Origin of the sequence: Streptomyces sp. NBC_00096 (assembly GCF_045041305.1) — a bacterium.
Lineage (GTDB): Bacteria > Actinomycetota > Actinomycetes > Streptomycetales > Streptomycetaceae > Streptomyces.
This window is the reverse complement of sequence record NZ_CP108221.1, coordinates 3,648,921-3,666,723: the sequence shown is the minus strand read 5'-3', so window position 1 is coordinate 3,666,723 and position 17,803 is coordinate 3,648,921. Positions and strand designations below refer to the sequence as shown.

At 72.9% G+C, this 17,803-nt stretch carries 10 protein-coding genes and 1 tRNA gene; all 11 read right to left on the bottom strand.

Annotated elements, in window-relative coordinates; translation table 11 throughout:
- Positions 1 to 51 precede the first annotated feature (51 nt).
- The 11 genes from OG904_RS16115 to bldG all read right to left on the bottom strand — a co-directional run bounded on the left by OG904_RS16115 (position 52) and on the right by bldG (position 17,704).
- Positions 52 to 125 (bottom strand) — tRNA-Thr (locus tag OG904_RS16115).
- 126 nt (positions 126 to 251) lie between these two features.
- Complete coding sequence (locus OG904_RS16110; RefSeq protein ID WP_405491488.1) at positions 252 to 1,823, bottom strand: alpha/beta hydrolase; 1,572 nt, start codon at positions 1,821 to 1,823, stop codon at positions 252 to 254.
- 309 nt (positions 1,824 to 2,132) lie between these two features.
- Positions 2,133 to 3,344 carry a DNA polymerase III subunit delta' gene (locus OG904_RS16105; protein ID WP_405491486.1) on the bottom strand — a complete coding sequence of 404 codons (1,212 nt, stop codon included), beginning with the start codon at positions 3,342 to 3,344 and terminating at the stop codon, positions 2,133 to 2,135.
- 117 nt (positions 3,345 to 3,461) lie between these two features.
- Positions 3,462 to 6,797, bottom strand: coding sequence for a dTMP kinase (tmk, locus tag OG904_RS16100; RefSeq protein ID WP_405491484.1), 3,336 nt, complete (start codon positions 6,795 to 6,797; stop codon positions 3,462 to 3,464).
- Between the two features lie 305 nt (positions 6,798 to 7,102).
- Positions 7,103 to 9,901, bottom strand: coding sequence for a type I DNA topoisomerase (topA, locus tag OG904_RS16095; protein WP_405491482.1), 2,799 nt, complete (start codon positions 9,899 to 9,901; stop codon positions 7,103 to 7,105).
- A gap of 608 nt (positions 9,902 to 10,509) precedes the next feature.
- Positions 10,510 to 10,707, bottom strand: coding sequence for a hypothetical protein (locus tag OG904_RS16090; RefSeq protein WP_405491480.1), 198 nt, complete (start codon positions 10,705 to 10,707; stop codon positions 10,510 to 10,512).
- A gap of 149 nt (positions 10,708 to 10,856) precedes the next feature.
- Positions 10,857 to 12,545, bottom strand: coding sequence for a methyltransferase (locus OG904_RS16085; protein ID WP_405491478.1), 1,689 nt, complete (start codon positions 12,543 to 12,545; stop codon positions 10,857 to 10,859).
- A 377-nt stretch (positions 12,546 to 12,922) separates the two neighbouring features.
- On the bottom strand, positions 12,923 to 13,489 hold the full coding sequence (locus OG904_RS16080; protein ID WP_405491476.1) for a small secreted protein: 567 nt from the start codon (positions 13,487 to 13,489) through the stop codon (positions 12,923 to 12,925).
- 224 nt (positions 13,490 to 13,713) lie between these two features.
- Positions 13,714 to 16,134: a sodium-translocating pyrophosphatase gene (locus OG904_RS16075; protein WP_405491474.1), complete on the bottom strand. Its 2,421-nt coding sequence runs from the start codon at positions 16,132 to 16,134 to the stop codon at positions 13,714 to 13,716.
- Between the two features lie 689 nt (positions 16,135 to 16,823).
- Positions 16,824 to 17,264, bottom strand: coding sequence for an ATP-binding protein (locus OG904_RS16070; RefSeq protein WP_405491472.1), 441 nt, complete (start codon positions 17,262 to 17,264; stop codon positions 16,824 to 16,826).
- A 98-nt stretch (positions 17,265 to 17,362) separates the two neighbouring features.
- A complete protein-coding gene (gene bldG / locus OG904_RS16065; RefSeq protein ID WP_405491470.1) occupies positions 17,363 to 17,704 on the bottom strand; it encodes an anti-sigma factor antagonist BldG in 342 nt (113 codons plus the stop codon).
- Positions 17,705 to 17,803: the final 99 nt, after the last annotated feature.

Here is a 17,803-nt window from a genome sequence, read left to right as displayed (position 1 = left end):
GAAATAGCAAAACCCCCAGGTCACGGCGAGTGAGTCCTGGGGGTTCTACAGAGCCGCCTTCGGGATTCGAACCCGAGACCTACGCATTACGAGTGCGTTGCTCTGGCCAGCTGAGCTAAGGCGGCACCGCTGGGAAGACAAGAATTTCCCTGGTGGGAGCCTCTCATCAGCAGCGGCGCCAAGTCTACAGGGTTAAACGGGGTGCCCCGAACAAGGTCGTGCAGGTGGTGCGGGCGCCGCCCCGGTGGGGGTCAGCACTTCTTGCCGGCCGTCGGCGCGGTGCCCTGCAGGAGGTAGGTGTTGATCGCCGAGTCGATGCAGTCGCTGCCCCGGCCGTACGCCGTGTGGCCGTCGCCGTCGTAGGTCAGCAGGACGCCCGAGTCGAGCTGACCGGCCAGGGCCTGGGCCCACTTGTACGGGGTCGCCGGGTCGCGCGTGGTGCCGACCACCACGATCGGCGGGGCGCCCTTCGCGGTCAGGGCGCGGGCCGTGCCGGTGGCCTTGGTCGGCCAGTACGTGCAGTTCAGCGAGGCCCAGGCGAGGCCCGGGCCGAAGACCGGGGAGGCCTTCTCGAAGGAGGGCAGCGCCTTCTCTACGCCTCCGGGGCCGTCGAAGGCCGGGGGCTGGTCGAGGCAGTTCACGGCGGCGTTCGCGGCCATGAGGTTGGCGTACTTGCCGTCCGGCTCGCGCTCGTAGTAGCTGTCGGCGAGGGCCAGCAGGCCGTTGCCGTCGTCGCCCTTGATCGCGGCGGTGAGCGCCTCGCGCAGCTGTGGCCAGGCGTTTTCGTCGTACAGCGCGGCGATCACCCCGGTCGTCGCCAGGGACTCGCCGAGCGCCGGGCGGGCCTGGTCGGTGGTGGGCACCGGCTGGGCGTCGACCTTGCGGAAGAACTCCTTCAGGCGCTCCGCCACCGCCTCCGGGCTGCCCTGGCCGAGCGGGCAGTCCGGCTGCTTCGCGCAGTCCGCCGCGAAGGCGCGGAAGGCCGTCTCGAAGCCCTCGGTCTGGTCCCGGTTCAGTTCGAGCGCCGGACGGGACGGATCCATCGCCCCGTCCAGGACCAGCCGGCCGACCCGGCCCGGGAAGAGGTCGGCGTACGTCGCGCCGAGGAAGGTGCCGTACGAGGCTCCGACGTAGTTCAGCTTCTCGTCGCCCAGCGCCGCACGGAGCACGTCCATGTCGCGGGCGGCGTCGATCGTGGACACGTGCGGCAGGATCCGCTGCGAGTGCGTCTGACAGGCCGCCGCGAACTCCTTGAAGGAGGCCACCAGCAGCGCCTGCTCCGCCGGGGTGTCCGGCGTCTGGTCCACCTGCGTGTACTTGTCCATGGCCGGCCCGGTCAGGCATTCCACGGGGCTGCTGCGGTCCACCCCGCGCGGGTCGAAGGAGACCATGTCGTACGCGGCACGGACCGGCGCCGGGTATCCGATGCCCGCGTACGCCTGGAGGTACCCGATGCCGGAGCCGCCCGGGCCTCCCGGGTTCACCACCAGTGAGCCGAGCCGCTTGGCGGGGTCGGTGGCCTTGCGGCGGGCCACCGCGATGTCGATGTCGCCGGACCCGGGGTGTTCGTAGTCCAGCGGGGCCTTCATGGTGGTGCAGTCGAAGCCCGGGACACCGCACTCGCGCCAGCTCAGCTTCTGGTCGTAGTACGGGCGCAGCGCTGCCGGGATCCCGGTCGGCGCGGCCGACGGCACGGCGGAACCCCCGCTGGACGAGGCCGCGGCGCGGGGTCCCCCCGAACTGCCCGAGGTGCACCCGGAGAGCAGGAGCCCCGCAGCGGCGAACACGGTTCCGGTGGTGCGCAGCAGGCGGCTGGTGTCCATCCCCGGAGCCTACGGCCTGCGGGCATGCCGGAGCGGTGACCTCCACGCCGGGCGGCGGACGGCCGCCCGGGCAAGGGCCGCCGCCCCGCACGGACCGGCGCCGTCCCGGACGCACCACCCGGACCCCTCGAACGGGTGAAGCCGTCAACGTGAGTTGAGAGTCCGCACTCGACGACGGACAGCGGGCACCGCCCGGACCGGTGAGGGCCCACGGAACGCAGGCCACCTACCTCAGGGCTCTTCAGCCCGACTCAGCCCGACTCACCCCGCCGCAGCCGACTCACCCCGCCGCAGGCAGACTCAGCCGGCTCAGCCCGCCCGCAGGGACATCGTCATCGCCTCGACCGCGAGCAGCGGGGCCACATTGCGGTCCAGTGCCTGCCTGCACGCGATGATCGCCTCGATGCGCCGCAAGGTGCGCTCGGGGCCCGACTCCCGGGCGATGCGGTCCAGGTCGTGCCGTATCTCCTCGTTCGCGATGGCCAGCGAAGAGCCGAGCTGCAGGGCCAGCACGTCCCGGTAGAAGCCGGTGAGGTCGGTCAGCGCCAGGTCGAGGGTGTCGCGCTGCGTACGCGTACGCCGGCGCTTCTGCCGGTCCTCCAGCTCCTTCATCACGCCCGCCGTACCGCGCGGCATCCGCCCGCTCGTACCGGCTCCGGCGCCCATCGCCGCCCTCAGCTCCTCGGTCTCCTTGACGTCGACCTCTTCCGCGACCTGCTTGGCGTCCTCGGCGGCGGCGTCCACCAGCTCCTGCGCCGCCTTGAGGCAGCTGCCCACGTCGTCCACGCGCATCGGCAGCCTCAGGACGGTGGCCCGCCGGGAGCGGGCCGCCTCGTCGGTCGCGAGCCGCCGGGCCCGGCCGATGTGCCCCTGGGTCGCCCGGGCGGCGGCCTGCGCGACGGCCGGCTCGATGCCGTCGCGCCGCACCAGCACCTCGGCGACGGCGGACACCGGCGGGGTGCGCAGCGTCAGGTGCCGGCAGCGGGAGCGGATGGTGGGCAGCACGTCCTCCAGCGAGGGCGCGCACAGCAGCCACACGGTGCGGGGCGCGGGCTCCTCCACGGCCTTGAGCAGCACGTTGCCCGCGCCCTCCGTCAGCCGGTCGGCGTCCTCCAGGACGATGACCTGCCAGCGCCCGACGGCCGGCGAGAGCTGCGCCCGGCGGACCAGGGCCCGGGTGTCCTTCACGCCGATGGACAGCTGGTCGGTGCGCACGATCTCCACATCGGCGTGCGTGCCGATCACGGTGGTGTGGCAGCCGTCGCAGAACCCGCAGCCCGGCGCCCCGCCGAGGGCCCGGTCCGGGCTGGTGCACTGGAGCGCGGCCGCGAAGGCGCGGGCGGCCGTTGCCCGTCCGGAGCCGGGCGGGCCGGTGAACAGCCAGGCGTGCGTCATCTTGGAGGCGGCCGGCGCCTCCGTCCCCGCCTCGATGGCGGTGACCAGCGCGTCGGCGTCGAGGGCGGCGGCGGCCAGCTGCGTCTGGACCCGCTCCTGTCCCACCAGGTCGTCCCATACGGGCATCCCGCCCACCACCTTTCCCCTCGCGTACCGTCCGTGCCTGCTCACCCAGTGTGGCGGCTCCCACTGACAATCCCCGTCAGCCCGCCGCCACTGCCACCGTCAGTGCCCCCACCGCCGTCAGCGGCGGCGCGGTCCCCGGCCCTGCTCGTCCTCGTCGTCCCGGCGCGGACCCAGCAGCTCGTCGGCCAGCGTCGGCAGATCGTCCAGCGGGGTCTCCTCGGCCCAGTCCGAGCGGGCCCGGCGGGGCCGGCCGTCCTCGCCCAGGACCGGCAGCTCGCGGGTCGCGTCGTCGCCCGCGTCGCGGAAGATGCCCGGCGGGACCCGGTCGGCCGGGTTCTCCTCGGGCCGCCGGGTCGTCGGCCGCGACGCGGAGTACCCGGCCCTGGGCGACCGCGGAGCCTCCGCACCCGTGCCCGCACCCGCACCCGTACCGCCATCGCCACCGCCGCCCGTCGGGCGTACGGGAGGCAGTACGGCCGTCTCGTCGGCCGGACTCGTCGCGCGGACCGGCGGCAGCACCGAGGTCTCCGCGGCCGGATCGACCTTCGGGACCGGGACCGTCTGGGTGACGTCGTCGGGCTGCACGACCCGCTTGACGACCGGAGTCTCGATCGTCACGGCCTCGTCGCGGTGCGGTTCATCGCGTCGATCGGCCTTGCGCAGATCGGCCTCGTGCAGATGGGCCTCGGGCAGATCGGCCTTGCGCAGGTCCGCCTTGGGCGCGGGCGCGGCGGGGGCCGCCGGCACCTCCGGCGCGCCGGGAGCCGCAGCGGCGGGAGCAGCGGCAGCCGGCACGGACGCCGAAGCAGCCGCCGCGGAGGCAGCCGCCGCGGCAGCGGCCTGAGCCGCCGTCTCGGCCGCAGCGGCGGCGGCGAGCCGCCGCGCCTGCTCGGCCTTCAGCAGGGCCTCCTCGGCCCTGCGCTGCTTCTCCAGGCGGCGCTCCTCGGCCTCGGCGCGCAGCCGGGACTCCTCCTCCGCCTGCTTGCGCAGCCGCTCCCGCTCCACCGCGCGGGCCTTCTCCTCGGCCTCCAGCCGCAGCCGCTCGGCCTCGGCCCGCTCGCGGGCCTCCTCCTCGGCGCGCAGCCGCTCCTCGCGCTCCTTGCGGGCGGCCTCGGCCGCGGCCTCGATCCGGGCCTCTTCCGCCTCGCGGGCCTGGCGGGCCTCTTCCTCGGCCAGCAGCCGGGCTTCCTCGGCCTTGCGCGCCGCCTCTTCCTCGGCCCGGCGCTTCGCCTCCTCCTCGGCGCGCCGGCGGGCCTCCGCCTGCGCGGCCACCTCGGCCTCCGAGAGCGGGAGCATCCGGTCCAGGCGGTGGCGCACGACCGTGCTGACGGACTCCGGGTCCTGGGCCGCGTCGACCACCAGGTAGCGCCCGGGATCGGCCGCGGCCAGCGTCAGGAATCCGGCCCGCACCCGCTGGTGGAACTCCGCCGGCTCCGACTCCAGCCGGTCCGGCGCCTCCGTGAACCGCTCCCGGGCCGCCTCCGGCGACACGTCGAGCAGCACGGTCAGATTCGGTACGAGCCCGTCCGTGGCCCAGCGCGAGATGCGGGCGATCTCGGTCGGCGACAGATCGCGGCCGGCGCCCTGGTAGGCCACGGAGGAGTCGACGTAGCGGTCGGTGATGACGACCGCGCCGCGCTCCAGGGCGGGCCGCACGACGGTGTCCACGTGCTCGGCGCGGTCGGCCGCGTACAGCAGGGCCTCGGCGCGGTTGGACAGACCGGCGGAGGACACGTCGAGCAGGATCGAGCGGAGCCGCTTGCCGACCGGGGTGGCCCCGGGCTCGCGCGTGACGACCACCTCGTGGCCCTTGTCCCGTATCCAGTCGGCCAGTGCCTGCACCTGGGTGGACTTGCCGGCGCCGTCGCCGCCCTCCAGGGCGATGAAGAACCCGGCGTCGGACGCCGCCTGGACCGGCTCCCCGCCGCGCAGCGCCTCGCGCAGGTCACGCCGCAGCGGTACGCCGCTGCGGTCGTCGGCCTTGGCCAGGACGACCACGGCGACGGGCAGCAGCAACGCGCCGACCAGCATCAGCGTGAAGGCCGCGCCGCCGTGCGCGAACACGACCTCGCCGGCGGCCAGCCGGTGCGGGCCGATCAGGGCGGCGAGCACCGGTGCGGCCACGGCCCCGGCGGCCACGGCGACCCGGACGACGGCCTGCAGGTGCTCGGTGACCCGGGCCCGGCGGAACTCCTCGGTCTCCTGGTCCAGCAGTGTGTGCCCGGTGCTGGCGGCGACGCCCGAGGCGACCCCCGCGAGCAGCGAGAGGAACACCACGGTCGAGGTGTCCGGAACAAGCCCCGTCAGCAGCAGCGCGAGGCCGGCCACCGCTATGGCCAGGGCCAGCAGGCGGCGCCGGGACAGGGCGGGGAGGACCTTGCCGGCCTGGGTGGCCCGGATGCCGAGGCCGGTGCCGCCGAGCAGGGCCAGTACGAACAGCGCGAACGCCGCCGCTCCGCCCCCCAGGTCGGTGGCGTGCAGGACCGCGACGGCGGCGGCGGAAGCAACGGCTCCGGCGACGGCCGCGCAGGCGAGGACGAACAGCGGGACGGCCCCCGTGCGCCCCTTCTCCGGCCGGTCCCCCGCCCTGGGCGCGCGCAGCCCCTCCAGCGGGGAGCGCGGACGCGGGGTCTTCGTCGCGGGCAGCACCAGCGGCAGCAACAGGGACACGGACGCCGCGAAGAGTCCGGAGGCCACATAGGACCCGAGCGCCGCCTGGTTCTCGGCGAACCAGCCGACACCGAGGCCGAGGGCCTTGCCGATCAGGGTCGCGGCGAGCAGCGCGGCCGCGGCGACCGGTAGGGCGGCGAAAGAGGTGCGCAGGTTCAGCCGGCGCAGCGCGTCCAGGTGGTCCGGCAGCGGCCGTACGGTCGCCCCCTCGGGCGGCGGCGCCGGCAGCAGGCCGGGCGCGGCACTGTCCTTGGCCAGCGCCCACAGCCGCTCGGCGGCGCCGGAGACGAAGACGGTGGCGAGCAGGGCGGTCAGCGCGTGGGCGCCGATCCAGTCGAGCCACAGCGGGGCCACGACGAAGAGCCCGAGCCGGATCCCGTCGGCGCCGATCATCGTCCAGCGGCGGTCCAGCGCGCCGCCGGGGGCGGTGAGCTGGGACAGGGGCCCGAGCAGGACGGCGCCGAAGAGGACGGTGGACAGCACGCGGACGCCGAAGACGGCGGCGACGGCGAGGGCCCAGCCGGTGTACCCCCCGCCGAAGGAGTCCTGGTCCACGGCCGCCTGGAAGGCGAGCACCACCAGGACCAGCAGGGCGAGGGCGTCACCGATGCCGCTCACCAGCTGGGCGCTCCACAGACGGCGCAGCCTGGGAGTGCGCAGCAGGGCGCGCACCGCCCGCTCGCGGGAGTCCGCGGCGAGGGCTTCGTCGTAGGTCGGGGCGGTGGGGGCGGTGGGAGCGGTAGTGGTGGCGGTCACGACCGTTGGCTGCTCGGCTCGCGTCATCCGCCCAGCCTATCCGCTGCGCTTGGCGGGTGCGGAGGGCTGTGGACAAGGTCCGGTGTGACCCCCGACCCATCTCTCCGGGGGGGGGCACGCCGGGGGCCGGTGCCGCCTCTCCGGGGGCACGCCCGGGGCCGGGGCCGCTGCGCGGGGCCGGTCCCCTACCCGCCCTTCCACCGTTCCCAGGGCGCAGCCCCGAGCCGCTTCTGGGGCTCCGCCCCAGACCCAGGTCCTCAAACGCCGGACGGCTGGAAAGGCACGCAGGGCCCGTGCGCATCGCACGGGCCCTGTCTGTGACTACTCGGCGACTACTCGTCCGCCGCAGCGGCCGCCGTCTTCTTCGCGGCCGTCTTCTTGGCGGTGGTCTTCTTCGCCGCCGTCGTCTTCTTGGCGGCAGCGGTCTTCGTCGCCGTCGCCTTCTTCGCCGGGGCCTTCTTCGCGGGAGCCTTCTTGGCCGTCTTCTTCACCGGCCCCTTCGCGCGCTTCTCCGCGAGGAGCTCGTAGCCCCGCTCCGGCGTGATCGTCTCGACGTCGTCGTCCCGCCGCAGCGTCGCGTTCGTCTCGCCGTCCGTCACGTACGGGCCGAAGCGGCCGTCCTTGACGACCACCGGCTTCTCGCTCACCGGGTCGGTCCCCAGCTCCTTCAGCGGCGGCTTCGCGGCCGCGCGCCCCCGCTGCTTCGGCTGCGCGTAGATCGCGAGCGCCTGCTCCAGGGTGATGGCGAACAGCTGGTCCTCGGTCTCCAGCGACCGCGAGTCCGTGCCCTTCTTCAGGTACGGGCCGTAGCGGCCGTTCTGCGCGGTGATCTCCGCGCCCTCCGCGTCCACGCCCACGACCCGGGGAAGGGACATGAGCCGCAGGGCGTCCTCGAGCGTGACCGTGTCCAGGCTCATCGACTGGAACAGCGAGGCCGTCCGCGGCTTGACCGCGTTCTTGCCGGTCTTCGGCGTGCCCTCGGGCAGGATCTCCGTCACGTACGGCCCGTAGCGACCGTCCTTCGCGACGATTTCGTTCCCGCTGATCGGGTCCTTGCCCAGCTCGAACTCACCGCTCGGCTTCGCGAAGAGCTCCTCCGCGTACTCGACCGTCAGCTCGTCGGGGGCCAGTTCCTCCGGGACGTCCGCCCGCTGGTGGCCCTCGGCGTCCTTCTCACCGCGCTCCACGTACGGCCCGTAGCGGCCGACGCGCAGGACGATGCCCTCGCCGACGGGGAAGGAGGAGATCTCCCGGGCGTCGATCGCGCCCAGGTCGGTCACCAGCTCCTTCAGACCGCCCAGCGCGTCACCGTCGGCCGGTACGACCTCGGTCGCGTCCTCCGCGCCGAAGTAGAAGCGCTTCAGCCACGGCACGGACTGGGCCTCGCCCCGCGCGATGCGGTCGAGGTCGTCCTCCATCTTGGCGGTGAAGTCGTAGTCGACGAGCCGCCCGAAGTGCGTCTCCAGCAGGTTGACCACGGCGAACGACAGGAAGGACGGCACGAGCGCCGTGCCCTTCTTGAAGACGTACCCGCGGTCCAGGATCGTGCCGATGATCGACGCGTACGTCGACGGGCGGCCGATCTCCCGCTCTTCCAGCTCCTTGACCAGCGAGGCCTCGGTGTAGCGGGCCGGCGGCTTGGTCGCGTGGCCGTCGACCGTGATCTCCTCGGCCGACAGCGCGTCGCCCTCACCGACCTGCGGGAGGCGCTTCTCGCGGTCGTCGAGCTCGGCGTTCGGGTCGTCGGCGCCCTCGACGTAGGCCTTCATGAAGCCGTGGAAGGTGATCGTCTTGCCGGACGCGCTGAATTCGGCGACGCGGCCGTCGGCGGACCGGCCGCCGATCTTCACGGTCACCGAGTTGCCGACCGCGTCCTTCATCTGGGAGGCGACGGTCCGCTTCCAGATGAGCTCGTACAGGCGGAACTGGTCGCCGGTCAGGCCCGTCTCGGCCGGGGTGCGGAAACGATCACCCGAAGGACGGATCGCCTCGTGCGCCTCCTGCGCGTTCTTGACCTTGCCCGCGTAGACGCGCGGCTTCTCCGGCAGGTACTCGGCCCCGTAGAGCTGCGTGACCTGCGCCCGGGCCGCCGTCACCGCGGTGTCCGACAGCGTCGTGGAGTCGGTACGCATATAGGTGATGAAGCCGTTCTCGTACAGCTTCTGCGCGACCTGCATCGTCGCCTTCGCACCGAAGCCGAGCTTGCGCGAGGCCTCCTGCTGGAGCGTCGTCGTACGGAACGGGGCGTACGGGGAGCGGCGGTACGGCTTGGACTCGACCGACTTGACGGCGAACGAGGTCTCCGCCAGCGCGGCGGCCAGCGCCCGCGCGTTCGTCTCGTCGAGGTGCAGCACCTCGCCCTTGAGCTGACCGGTCGAGCCGAAGTCGCGGCCCTGCGCGACGCGCTTGCCGTCGACCGTGTTCAGGCGGGCGACCAGCGTGGAGGGGTCGGACGGGTCGCCGGCGCGGCCGGTGGCGAAGGTGCCGGTCAGGTCCCAGTACTCGGCGGAGCGGAAGGCGATGCGCTCGCGCTCCTTCTCCACCACCATGCGGGTGGCCACCGACTGCACGCGGCCCGCCGACAGCTTCGGCATGACCTTCTTCCACAGGACCGGCGAGACCTCGTAGCCGTAGAGGCGGTCGAGGATGCGGCGGGTCTCCTGGGCGTCGACCATGCGCTGGTTGAGCTCGCGCGGGTTGGCGACGGCGTCGCGGATCGCGTCCTTGGTGATCTCGTGGAAGACCATCCGGTGGACGGGGACCTTGGGCTTGAGGACTTCCTGCAGGTGCCACGCGATGGCTTCGCCCTCGCGGTCCTCATCGGTGGCGAGGAAGAGTTCGTCGGACTCGGCCAGCAGCTCCTTGAGCTTCCTGACCTGGGCCTTCTTATCGGCGTTGACGACGTAGATCGGCGCGAAGTCGTGCTCGACGTCCACCCCGAGGCGGCGGACCTCACCGGTGTACTTGTCGGGCACCTCGGCCGCGCCGCTGGGGAGGTCGCGGATGTGCCCGACGCTCGCCTCGACGACGTATCCCGGGCCGAGGTAGCCCTTGATCGTCTTCGCCTTGGCAGGGGACTCGACGATGACGAGTCGGCGGCCGCCCTTTGCGGTCTCGCTAGTCGGGGACAACTTGGCTCTTCTCTCCGGTCGGCACTCGGTCGCAGTACGGCGACGCTGCGGAGTGTGACGGTACAACCCGCCCCCGTGTCAAACGGCAGAAGCCCGCAACGGCCACTCGAACGGTAACCCGACAAGTGCCATTTCTGCCGCCCGGATGTCGCGCCGGGCCCGCCGCACTCACCGGGCCGGGTGGCCAAAGGGCCGTCTGGCCCCGCCTCCGCACCCCTCCTCACGTCGGCGTTTACGGCCGTACGCACATCCGGGGAACCCGGCGAAACCCGGCGCGCAGCCGGGGGTACGGGCGGGGCGACCGGCTGCCCCGCCGGTGACGGCGCCCGTCCCGGGAGGGTCTGTACGCAGGCACCCGCCGCGGCGGCTGCGCGGGCCGGCGGGTCCCGGGCCGCTCGCCGGCCGGAGGCACCGCGACCCAGTGGCCCGGTGGCCCGGTGGCCCGGTGGCCCGGTGGCCCGGTGGCCCTGTGGCCCTGCCGCGTCGGGAGCCCGGCGTCACGGGCGCGGCCTGACGGGCGCCGCCTCACCGGCGTCACGGGCGCGGCGTCACCGCCCCGGCGTCACCGCCCCGGACCCGACCTCAGGACCGGCGCGACGAGAGCAGCGTCACAGCCGCCCGAGGCACCAGACCCCGAGGGCCAGCAGGGCCCCGCCGGCGAGCAGCGCCAGCGGTACGGACACGACGGGGCGCACGCCCTCGGCCACCGGCGCGCCGTGCCGGGCGCGCGCCCCCGTCCATGCCAGCAGAGCGGCCCCGAACAGCAGGAACACGGTCGCCGCGAAGATCGCCGGACCGCTCTCCATGCCGTTCCCCTCATCCCTGGGCCGCTCCCGGGATCCCCCCGGATCCCGCTGTCGCGGAGCATTTCAGGCGAGGGGATACACCAGCTGAACCTGGGGTTACATCCTGGATCCGGGCTGCCCGCGACGGCGTCGGCACACGCCCTCCGGGGCTACTCCCCGAAGCCCGGAGCGGAGCCGGGCGCGGAGCCCGGACCCGTGCCCGGACCGGTGTCCGGACCCGTGTCCGGAGCTGCCCCCGGAGCGGTGTCCGGAGCGCTGTCCGGAGCACCCCCCGGACCGGCGGCCCCCGTCAGCGGCTCCAGGAACCCCTGCTCCACCAGCATCCGGATCGCCTCGGGCGTCCGGTCCCGCAGGACCACCGGGTCCTCCTCCACCAGCTGCGCGATGGCGTCCAGGATCCGCCCCGCGCTCAGTGATCCGTCACACACCCCGGCGAAGCCGGCCCCGACCGTGTCGACCTTGGTGGCGCGCCGCATGCCGCGGTGCTGCCGGAGCACGACGTGTTCCGGATCCTCCGCTCCGGGCGCGCCGACCTGCTCCTGCACGACCTCCTCGGTCAGCCGGAAGTAGCCCGCGAGCAGGGCCGCGTCGTCGTGGTCTCGGAGGTAGTCCTGCCGGGCGAAGTGCGCGACGACGGCGTCCCCGAGCGGCTGTTCCACCGAGTGCGGCCACTCCTCGACCACGATCGACGGCTCGGCCGCGTCCGTGCGCCGCAGCGTGATCCAGCCGAAGCCCACCTCCTTGGTCTTGCGGGCCTCGAACTCGTCCAGCCAGTCCTCGTACCGCCGCTCGTACTCGGCGGGGCCGGTGCGGTGGTCGCCCGCGTCGCGCAGCCACAACTCCGCGTACTGCGTGACGTCCTGCACGTCACGCTGCACGATCCAGGCGTCGCAGCCGCGCGGCACCCAGCCCCGCACCCGGTCGTGCCAGTCCTCGCCGTCCACGTGCTGCCAGTTGCCCAGGAACTGCGCGTACCCGCCCGGGTTGAGCCGGGCTCCGGCCTCCTGGACCAGGGTCCGGCACAGGTCGTCGCCGCCCATTCCGCCGTCCCGGTAGGTCAGCCGCGCCCCGGGGGAGATCACGAAGGGCGGGTTCGAGACGATCAGGTCGTACGTGGCCGCGCCGACCGGCTCGAACAGGGACCCGGCGAGCAGCTCGGCCTCCGGGGCCCCCGACAGCGCCAGCGTCAACCGGGTGAATTCCAGGGCCCGGGGGTTGACGTCGGTCGCCGTGACCCGGGTGGCGTGCCGGGCGGCGTGCAGGGCCTGGATCCCGGATCCGGTGCCGACGTCGAGGGCCGAGCCGACCGGCGTACGGACGGTGATCCCGGCCAGGGTGGTGGAGGCGCCGCCGACTCCGAGGACCACGCCCTCCTCGCGGCTGCCGATGCCGCCGGCCCCGCCGACGGCGCAGCCGAGGTCGGAGACGATGAACCAGTCCTCGCCGTCCGGGCCGCCGTACGGGCGCACGTCCACGACGGCGCACACGGTGCCCTGGCCGTCCCCGCCGCCGTCAGGGGCTTCCTCCCGGCGCAGCCAGCCGTCGGCCAGCGCGGCGTCGACGGGCAGCGCGGCCGCGGCGTGCGCGTACGCCACCGGCTGCCGCAGCAGGAAGAGCCGGATCAGAGAGGCGAGCGGCCCGTCGCCGGCGCTCCGCGTGGCGCGCAGGGCGGGGACCGTCTCGCTGCGGGCCAGGGCGGCGTAGGCCGGGGCGCCGAGCAGGTCGAGCAGCCCGTCGGCGGTGAAGCCCGCGGCGAGCAGCGCGGCGCGGAGCTCGGCCGCGCGGGCCGACGAGGGGAGGCGGGCGGGCAGACCGGAGGGAAGGCTGGTGGTACTCACCCGCCCATTGTGGCCGCTGCGACCGCCGTTCCCCGCGCCAAACGGCCTGCGGCGCGGACGCCCGTCGCCGCCGGGAGCCGCCGCCCGGGCCCGGCGCCCCGGGACGGGCACCGCCCGTGCGGAGCTTCGTAAGGCCCGTGCCGCCTTGGCGGGCGGGCCGATCGTCCGCGCCGGGCGGTCCCCGGAAACGCCCCGGGGCGGCCGGGGTCCCGAAGGATCCCGGCCGCCCCGGTCCGCGTCGCGTCGGCGCGGTGCCGCGCGGCACCGCGCCGCGCGGCACCGCGCCGCACCCACCGCGTCGCACCCACCGCGTCGCACCCACCGCGTCGCCGCCGGCAAGGCAGCAGCGCGGCGGGCCGGCAAGGCGGCTGCCCGTGCTAGGACTTCGCCGGCGACGGCGTCGTCACCTGGCAGCCCTTCTGGCCGTTCATCGCCTTGTCCAGACCGCCCGCCTTGAGCTGGTCCAGCGCTTCCTTGCCGCCCTTGGTCGCTTCCTCCAGGCCGCTCGCCACGTCCTTGAGGCCCTCGGCGAACTTGCCCTGGTCCTTGGCGTCGAGGGCGTCCATCTTCGTCTTCAGAGCGGTGTAGCCCTTCGAAGTCGACTCGAACCCCATCACCGCGGCGGCCTGCGTCTTCTCGCCGTCCTTGACCGGTGGAACACCCGCGTTCTGCAGCGCCGTACCCATCGCCTTGTACGACCCCGACATGGTTCCGAAGGCCGCCGAGTCGGTCGTCTGGACCTCGTCGGGCTTGCTGCTCTCGGTCGCCACCCGCTTGATGTCGGCGTTCGCCTGCTCGATCTTCTTGAGCTCGGGCTGCCAGCTGTCGCAGACCTTCTTGGCCCAGGCGTCGGTCTTCTTGTCGCCGTCGTCCCCGCCGCAGCCGGACAGGACGAGCATCAGCACCGCACCGCCCGATACCGCGGCCGCAAGCTTCTTGTTCACCGGATTGGTCCCTTCGAAGACTCTCGGCCCGGAAGATACACGCCCGCCATCCGGGAAACGCAAAGGCGGACGGACGGCGCGTCAGTCCGCGCCCCCCGTCCGCCATTCGGGCGTACGGTCGAGTCAGGAAGAAACCCGGGTCGGAACCCAGGTCAAGTCCCGGGTCGGAACCCAGGTCAGGACCCAGGTCAGGACCTGGGTCAGGACCTGGATCAGGACCTGGATCAGGAAGAAACCGCCGCCGCCGGGTCGGCCTGCTGGGCCACCCGCTCGGCGGGCGCGCTCTCGTTCTCGCCCTCCCCCTCATCGCCCACGGCGATGCCGCGGCGCTTGGAGACGTACACCGCGCCGACGATGACGCCGATAGCGAGGACCGCGACGACGGCCCGCACGGTCGGGTTGGCGTCCGCGCCGTAGCTGAACTGCACGACGGCCGGGGCGATCAGCAGCGCCACCAGGTTCATGACCTTGAGCAGCGGGTTGATCGCCGGACCCGCGGTGTCCTTGAACGGGTCGCCGACGGTGTCGCCGATGACGACGGCCTCGTGGGCCGCGCTGCCCTTGCCGCCGTGGTGCCCGTCCTCGACGAGCTTCTTCGCGTTGTCCCACGCGCCACCGGAGTTGGCGAGGAAGACCGCCATCAGGGTGCCGGTGCCGATGGCTCCGGCGAGGAAGGAACCGAGCGCGCCGACACCGAGCGAGAACCCGACCGCGATCGGGGTGAGCACGGCGAGCAGCCCGGGCGTGGCGAGTTCGCGCAGCGCGTCCTTGGTGCAGATGTCCACGACGCGCCCGTACTCGGGCTTCTCGGTGTAGTCCATGATCCCGGGGTGCTCCCGGAACTGGCGGCGCACCTCGTAGACCACCGCGCCCGCCGAACGCGAGACGGCGTTGATGGCCAGGCCCGAGAACAGGAACACGACGGCCGCGCCCAGGATCAGCCCGACCAGGTTGTTGGGCTGCGCGATGTCCAGGCTGAGGTTCATCTCGTTGGCCTTGGCGCCGACGTCCTTGACCGCGTTCGCGATGGCGTCGTTGTACGAGCCGAAGAGCGCGGCCGCGGCGAGCACGGCGGTGGCGATGGCGATGCCCTTGGTGATGGCCTTGGTGGTGTTGCCCACCGCGTCCAGGTCCGTCAGCACCTGCGCGCCGGCGCCCTCGACGTCGCCGGACATCTCCGCGATGCCCTGGGCGTTGTCCGAGACCGGGCCGAAGGTGTCCATGGCCACGATGACGCCGACGGTGGTGAGCAGGCCGGTGCCGGCCAGTGCCACCGCGAAGAGCGCCAGCATGATCGAGGTGCCGCCGAGCAGGAACGCCCCGTACACGCCGAGGCCGATGAGCAGCGCCGTGTAGACGGCGGACTCCAGTCCGACCGAGATGCCGGCGAGGACGACGGTGGCCGCGCCGGTCAGGGAGGACTTGCCGATGTCCCGGACGGGACGGCGGTTGGTCTCGGTGAAGTAGCCGGTGAGCTGCTGGATCAGGGCCGCGAGCACGATTCCGATGGCGACGGCGACCAGTGCCAGGATCCGCGGGTCGCCGGAGTGGTTCGCGATCGTCGCGTCGTCGACGCCGACGAGCTCCTTGTAGGTGGCGGGCAGGTAGGCGTAGACGGCGATCCCGACGAGGATCAGCGAGATGACCGCGGAGATGAAGAATCCGCGGTTGATCGCGGTCATTCCGCTGCGGTCGGTCCGGCGCGGGGAGACCGCGAAGATGCCGATCATCGCGGTGACGACCCCGATGGCGGGGACGATCAGCGGGAAGGCCAGGCCCAGGTCGCCGAAGGCGGCCTTGCCGAGGATGAGGGCCGCCACGAGGGTGACGGCGTACGACTCGAAGAGGTCCGCGGCCATTCCCGCGCAGTCTCCGACGTTGTCGCCCACGTTGTCGGCGATGGTCGCGGCATTGCGCGGGTCGTCCTCCGGAATGCCCTGCTCGACCTTGCCGACCAGGTCGGCGCCGACGTCGGCGGCCTTGGTGAAGATGCCGCCGCCCACGCGCATGAACATCGCGATCAGTGCGGCGCCGAGGCCGAAGCCCTCCAGGACCTTGGGGGCGTCGGCGGCGTAGACGAGCACGACGCAGGACGCGCCGAGCAGGCCGAGGCCGACGGTGAACATGCCGACCACGCCGCCGGTGCGGAACGCGATCCGCATGGCCTTGTGGGAGACCTCGGTCAGGTCCTTGGCGGGCTCCCCCTCGGCGGGGGTGGCCTCACGTGCGGCGGCGGCCACACGGACGTTGGCACGGACCGCCAGGCGCATGCCGATGTAGCCGGTGGCGGCCGAGAAGAGGGCGCCGACGAGGAAGAAGGCGGAACGTCCCGCCCGCTGCGTCCAGTCGTCGGCGGGGAGCAGGAACAGCAGGAAGAACACGACGACGGCGAAGACGCCGAGGGTGCGCAGCTGCCGGCCGAGGTAGGCGTTGGCGCCTTCCTGGACGGCGGCGGCGATCTCCTTCATGGAGTCGGTTCCCTCGTCGGCGGCGAGCACCTGGCGGACCAGGATCTGCGCGACGACGAGCGCGGCGATTGCCACGGCCGCAATGACGATCACGATGAGCCGATTGTCATCAGTGAGTACTGCGGATGCCAGGTCAGTGGTGCGACCGGGCGCGATAGGGGTGAAGAGCCCCGTCATTCGTCCTCCTTGACGCGATGAGCTCAAGATGTGGACGGATTGTAGGGAGCGCGACCGGATCAAAACAGTGCGCGGGAAACGGAATTGGCCTGCACTTGCTCCTCACCAATAGATCCGGTCCCTCCATTACCCTCGAAAGTGGTAACGGGGCAAAGGCATTGACGCCTGATCAGCGACCCGGAAACCCCTGAAACCTGATCACGGAATTTGATCTACGGGCACACAAAAGACCCTGCTCGGCAGGGCCTTGAATAAGATCAGAAGATACGTCGGCACGCGCGGCGGAACATCATCGGCACCCACCCGCCCGGCACTCCCGACGCCCGCCCGGCACCCACCCGGTCCCCGCCCCGGACGAGCCGACTCCGAAAACCGACCGCACCCCGGGCCCGCCCAGGGTCACGGAGGGCAGCCGAACGCACCGAAGAGACGTGCCGGGGCCGGGACCGGGCAGGACGCACGAATACCCCGGCAGCGGCGCACAGGGCCACCGGGGCTGCCGGGTTGCACGGAGGGGCCACGACGGGTCAGGGGGCAAGGGGCAGGGGCCACGGACCACCGGTCACGGCCCTGCAGCCGGGGTCTGGAGCCGGGGGTCTGGAGCCGCGGCCTGGAGCCGCGCTCTGGAGCCGGCCGCCGTCTGCCGACCGCCTCGGCCGCCCGTATCCGCTCCCCGCCGGCGCGGGCCGCTACGGCAGCTCGGAGTTCCCCGAGACGGGCCACCTCATCCGGATGGTCCCGCCGGTCTCCCCGCTGATGACCTCGACGTCGTCGACCAGGCCGCTGATCACGGCGAGGCCCATCTCGTCCTCACCCTCGGCATCGGGGTCCAGAACGGCCTCGATTCCGGGCACGGCGGAAGCCGGACCGCCGGCCGGCCCGGGCACTTCGTCGCCGACCTCGATGGAGAACACCTTCTCCTCCTCGGTCAGCACCACCCGGACGGGCGCGGTCAGCCCGTTGCTGCGGTGCAGTCCGACGGCACGCGAACAGGCCTCGCCCACGGCGAGGCGGACCTCGTCGAGTACGGCTTCCTCCACACCGGCCCGGCGCGCCACGGCGGCCGCGACCAGGCGGGCCGTCCGGACGTGTTCGGGCTGGGCGCTGAAGCGCAGTTCAACGGTGGCCATGCGCGTCCCCCTCGGACTACGGGCGTGCCTTACAGGGGCCCGGACCGCTTGTGGCCCGGTACCCCCCGCTCCTCATCGGCTCTCGCCGGCGAGGTCCGTCAGTCGGTGGCGTTGACGGCTTCGTCCACCGAGTTGTGGATCGGAAACACCTTGGTCAGACCGGTGATTCGGAAGATCTTCAGGATGCGCTCCTGGTTGCACACCAGACGCAGCGAGCCCTCGTGCGCGCGGACGCGCTTGAGGCCTCCCACGAGCACACCAAGCCCGGTGGAGTCGAGGAAGTCCACTCGCTCCATGTCGACAACCAGGTGGTAGCTGCCGTCGTTCACCAACTCGACCAACTGCTCGCGCAGCTTGGGCGCGGTATACACATCAATCTCGCCACCGACCTCCACGACCGTACGGTCGCCGACAGTGCGAGTCGACAGGGACAGGTCCACGGATCCTCCAGCACCTTGCTATCGAGCGGCGCCCCCCAGGGGCCTCCCCACCCGAAGGTGGGCGAGGGATTGGCTGCCGCGATGGCATTCAATCACTTA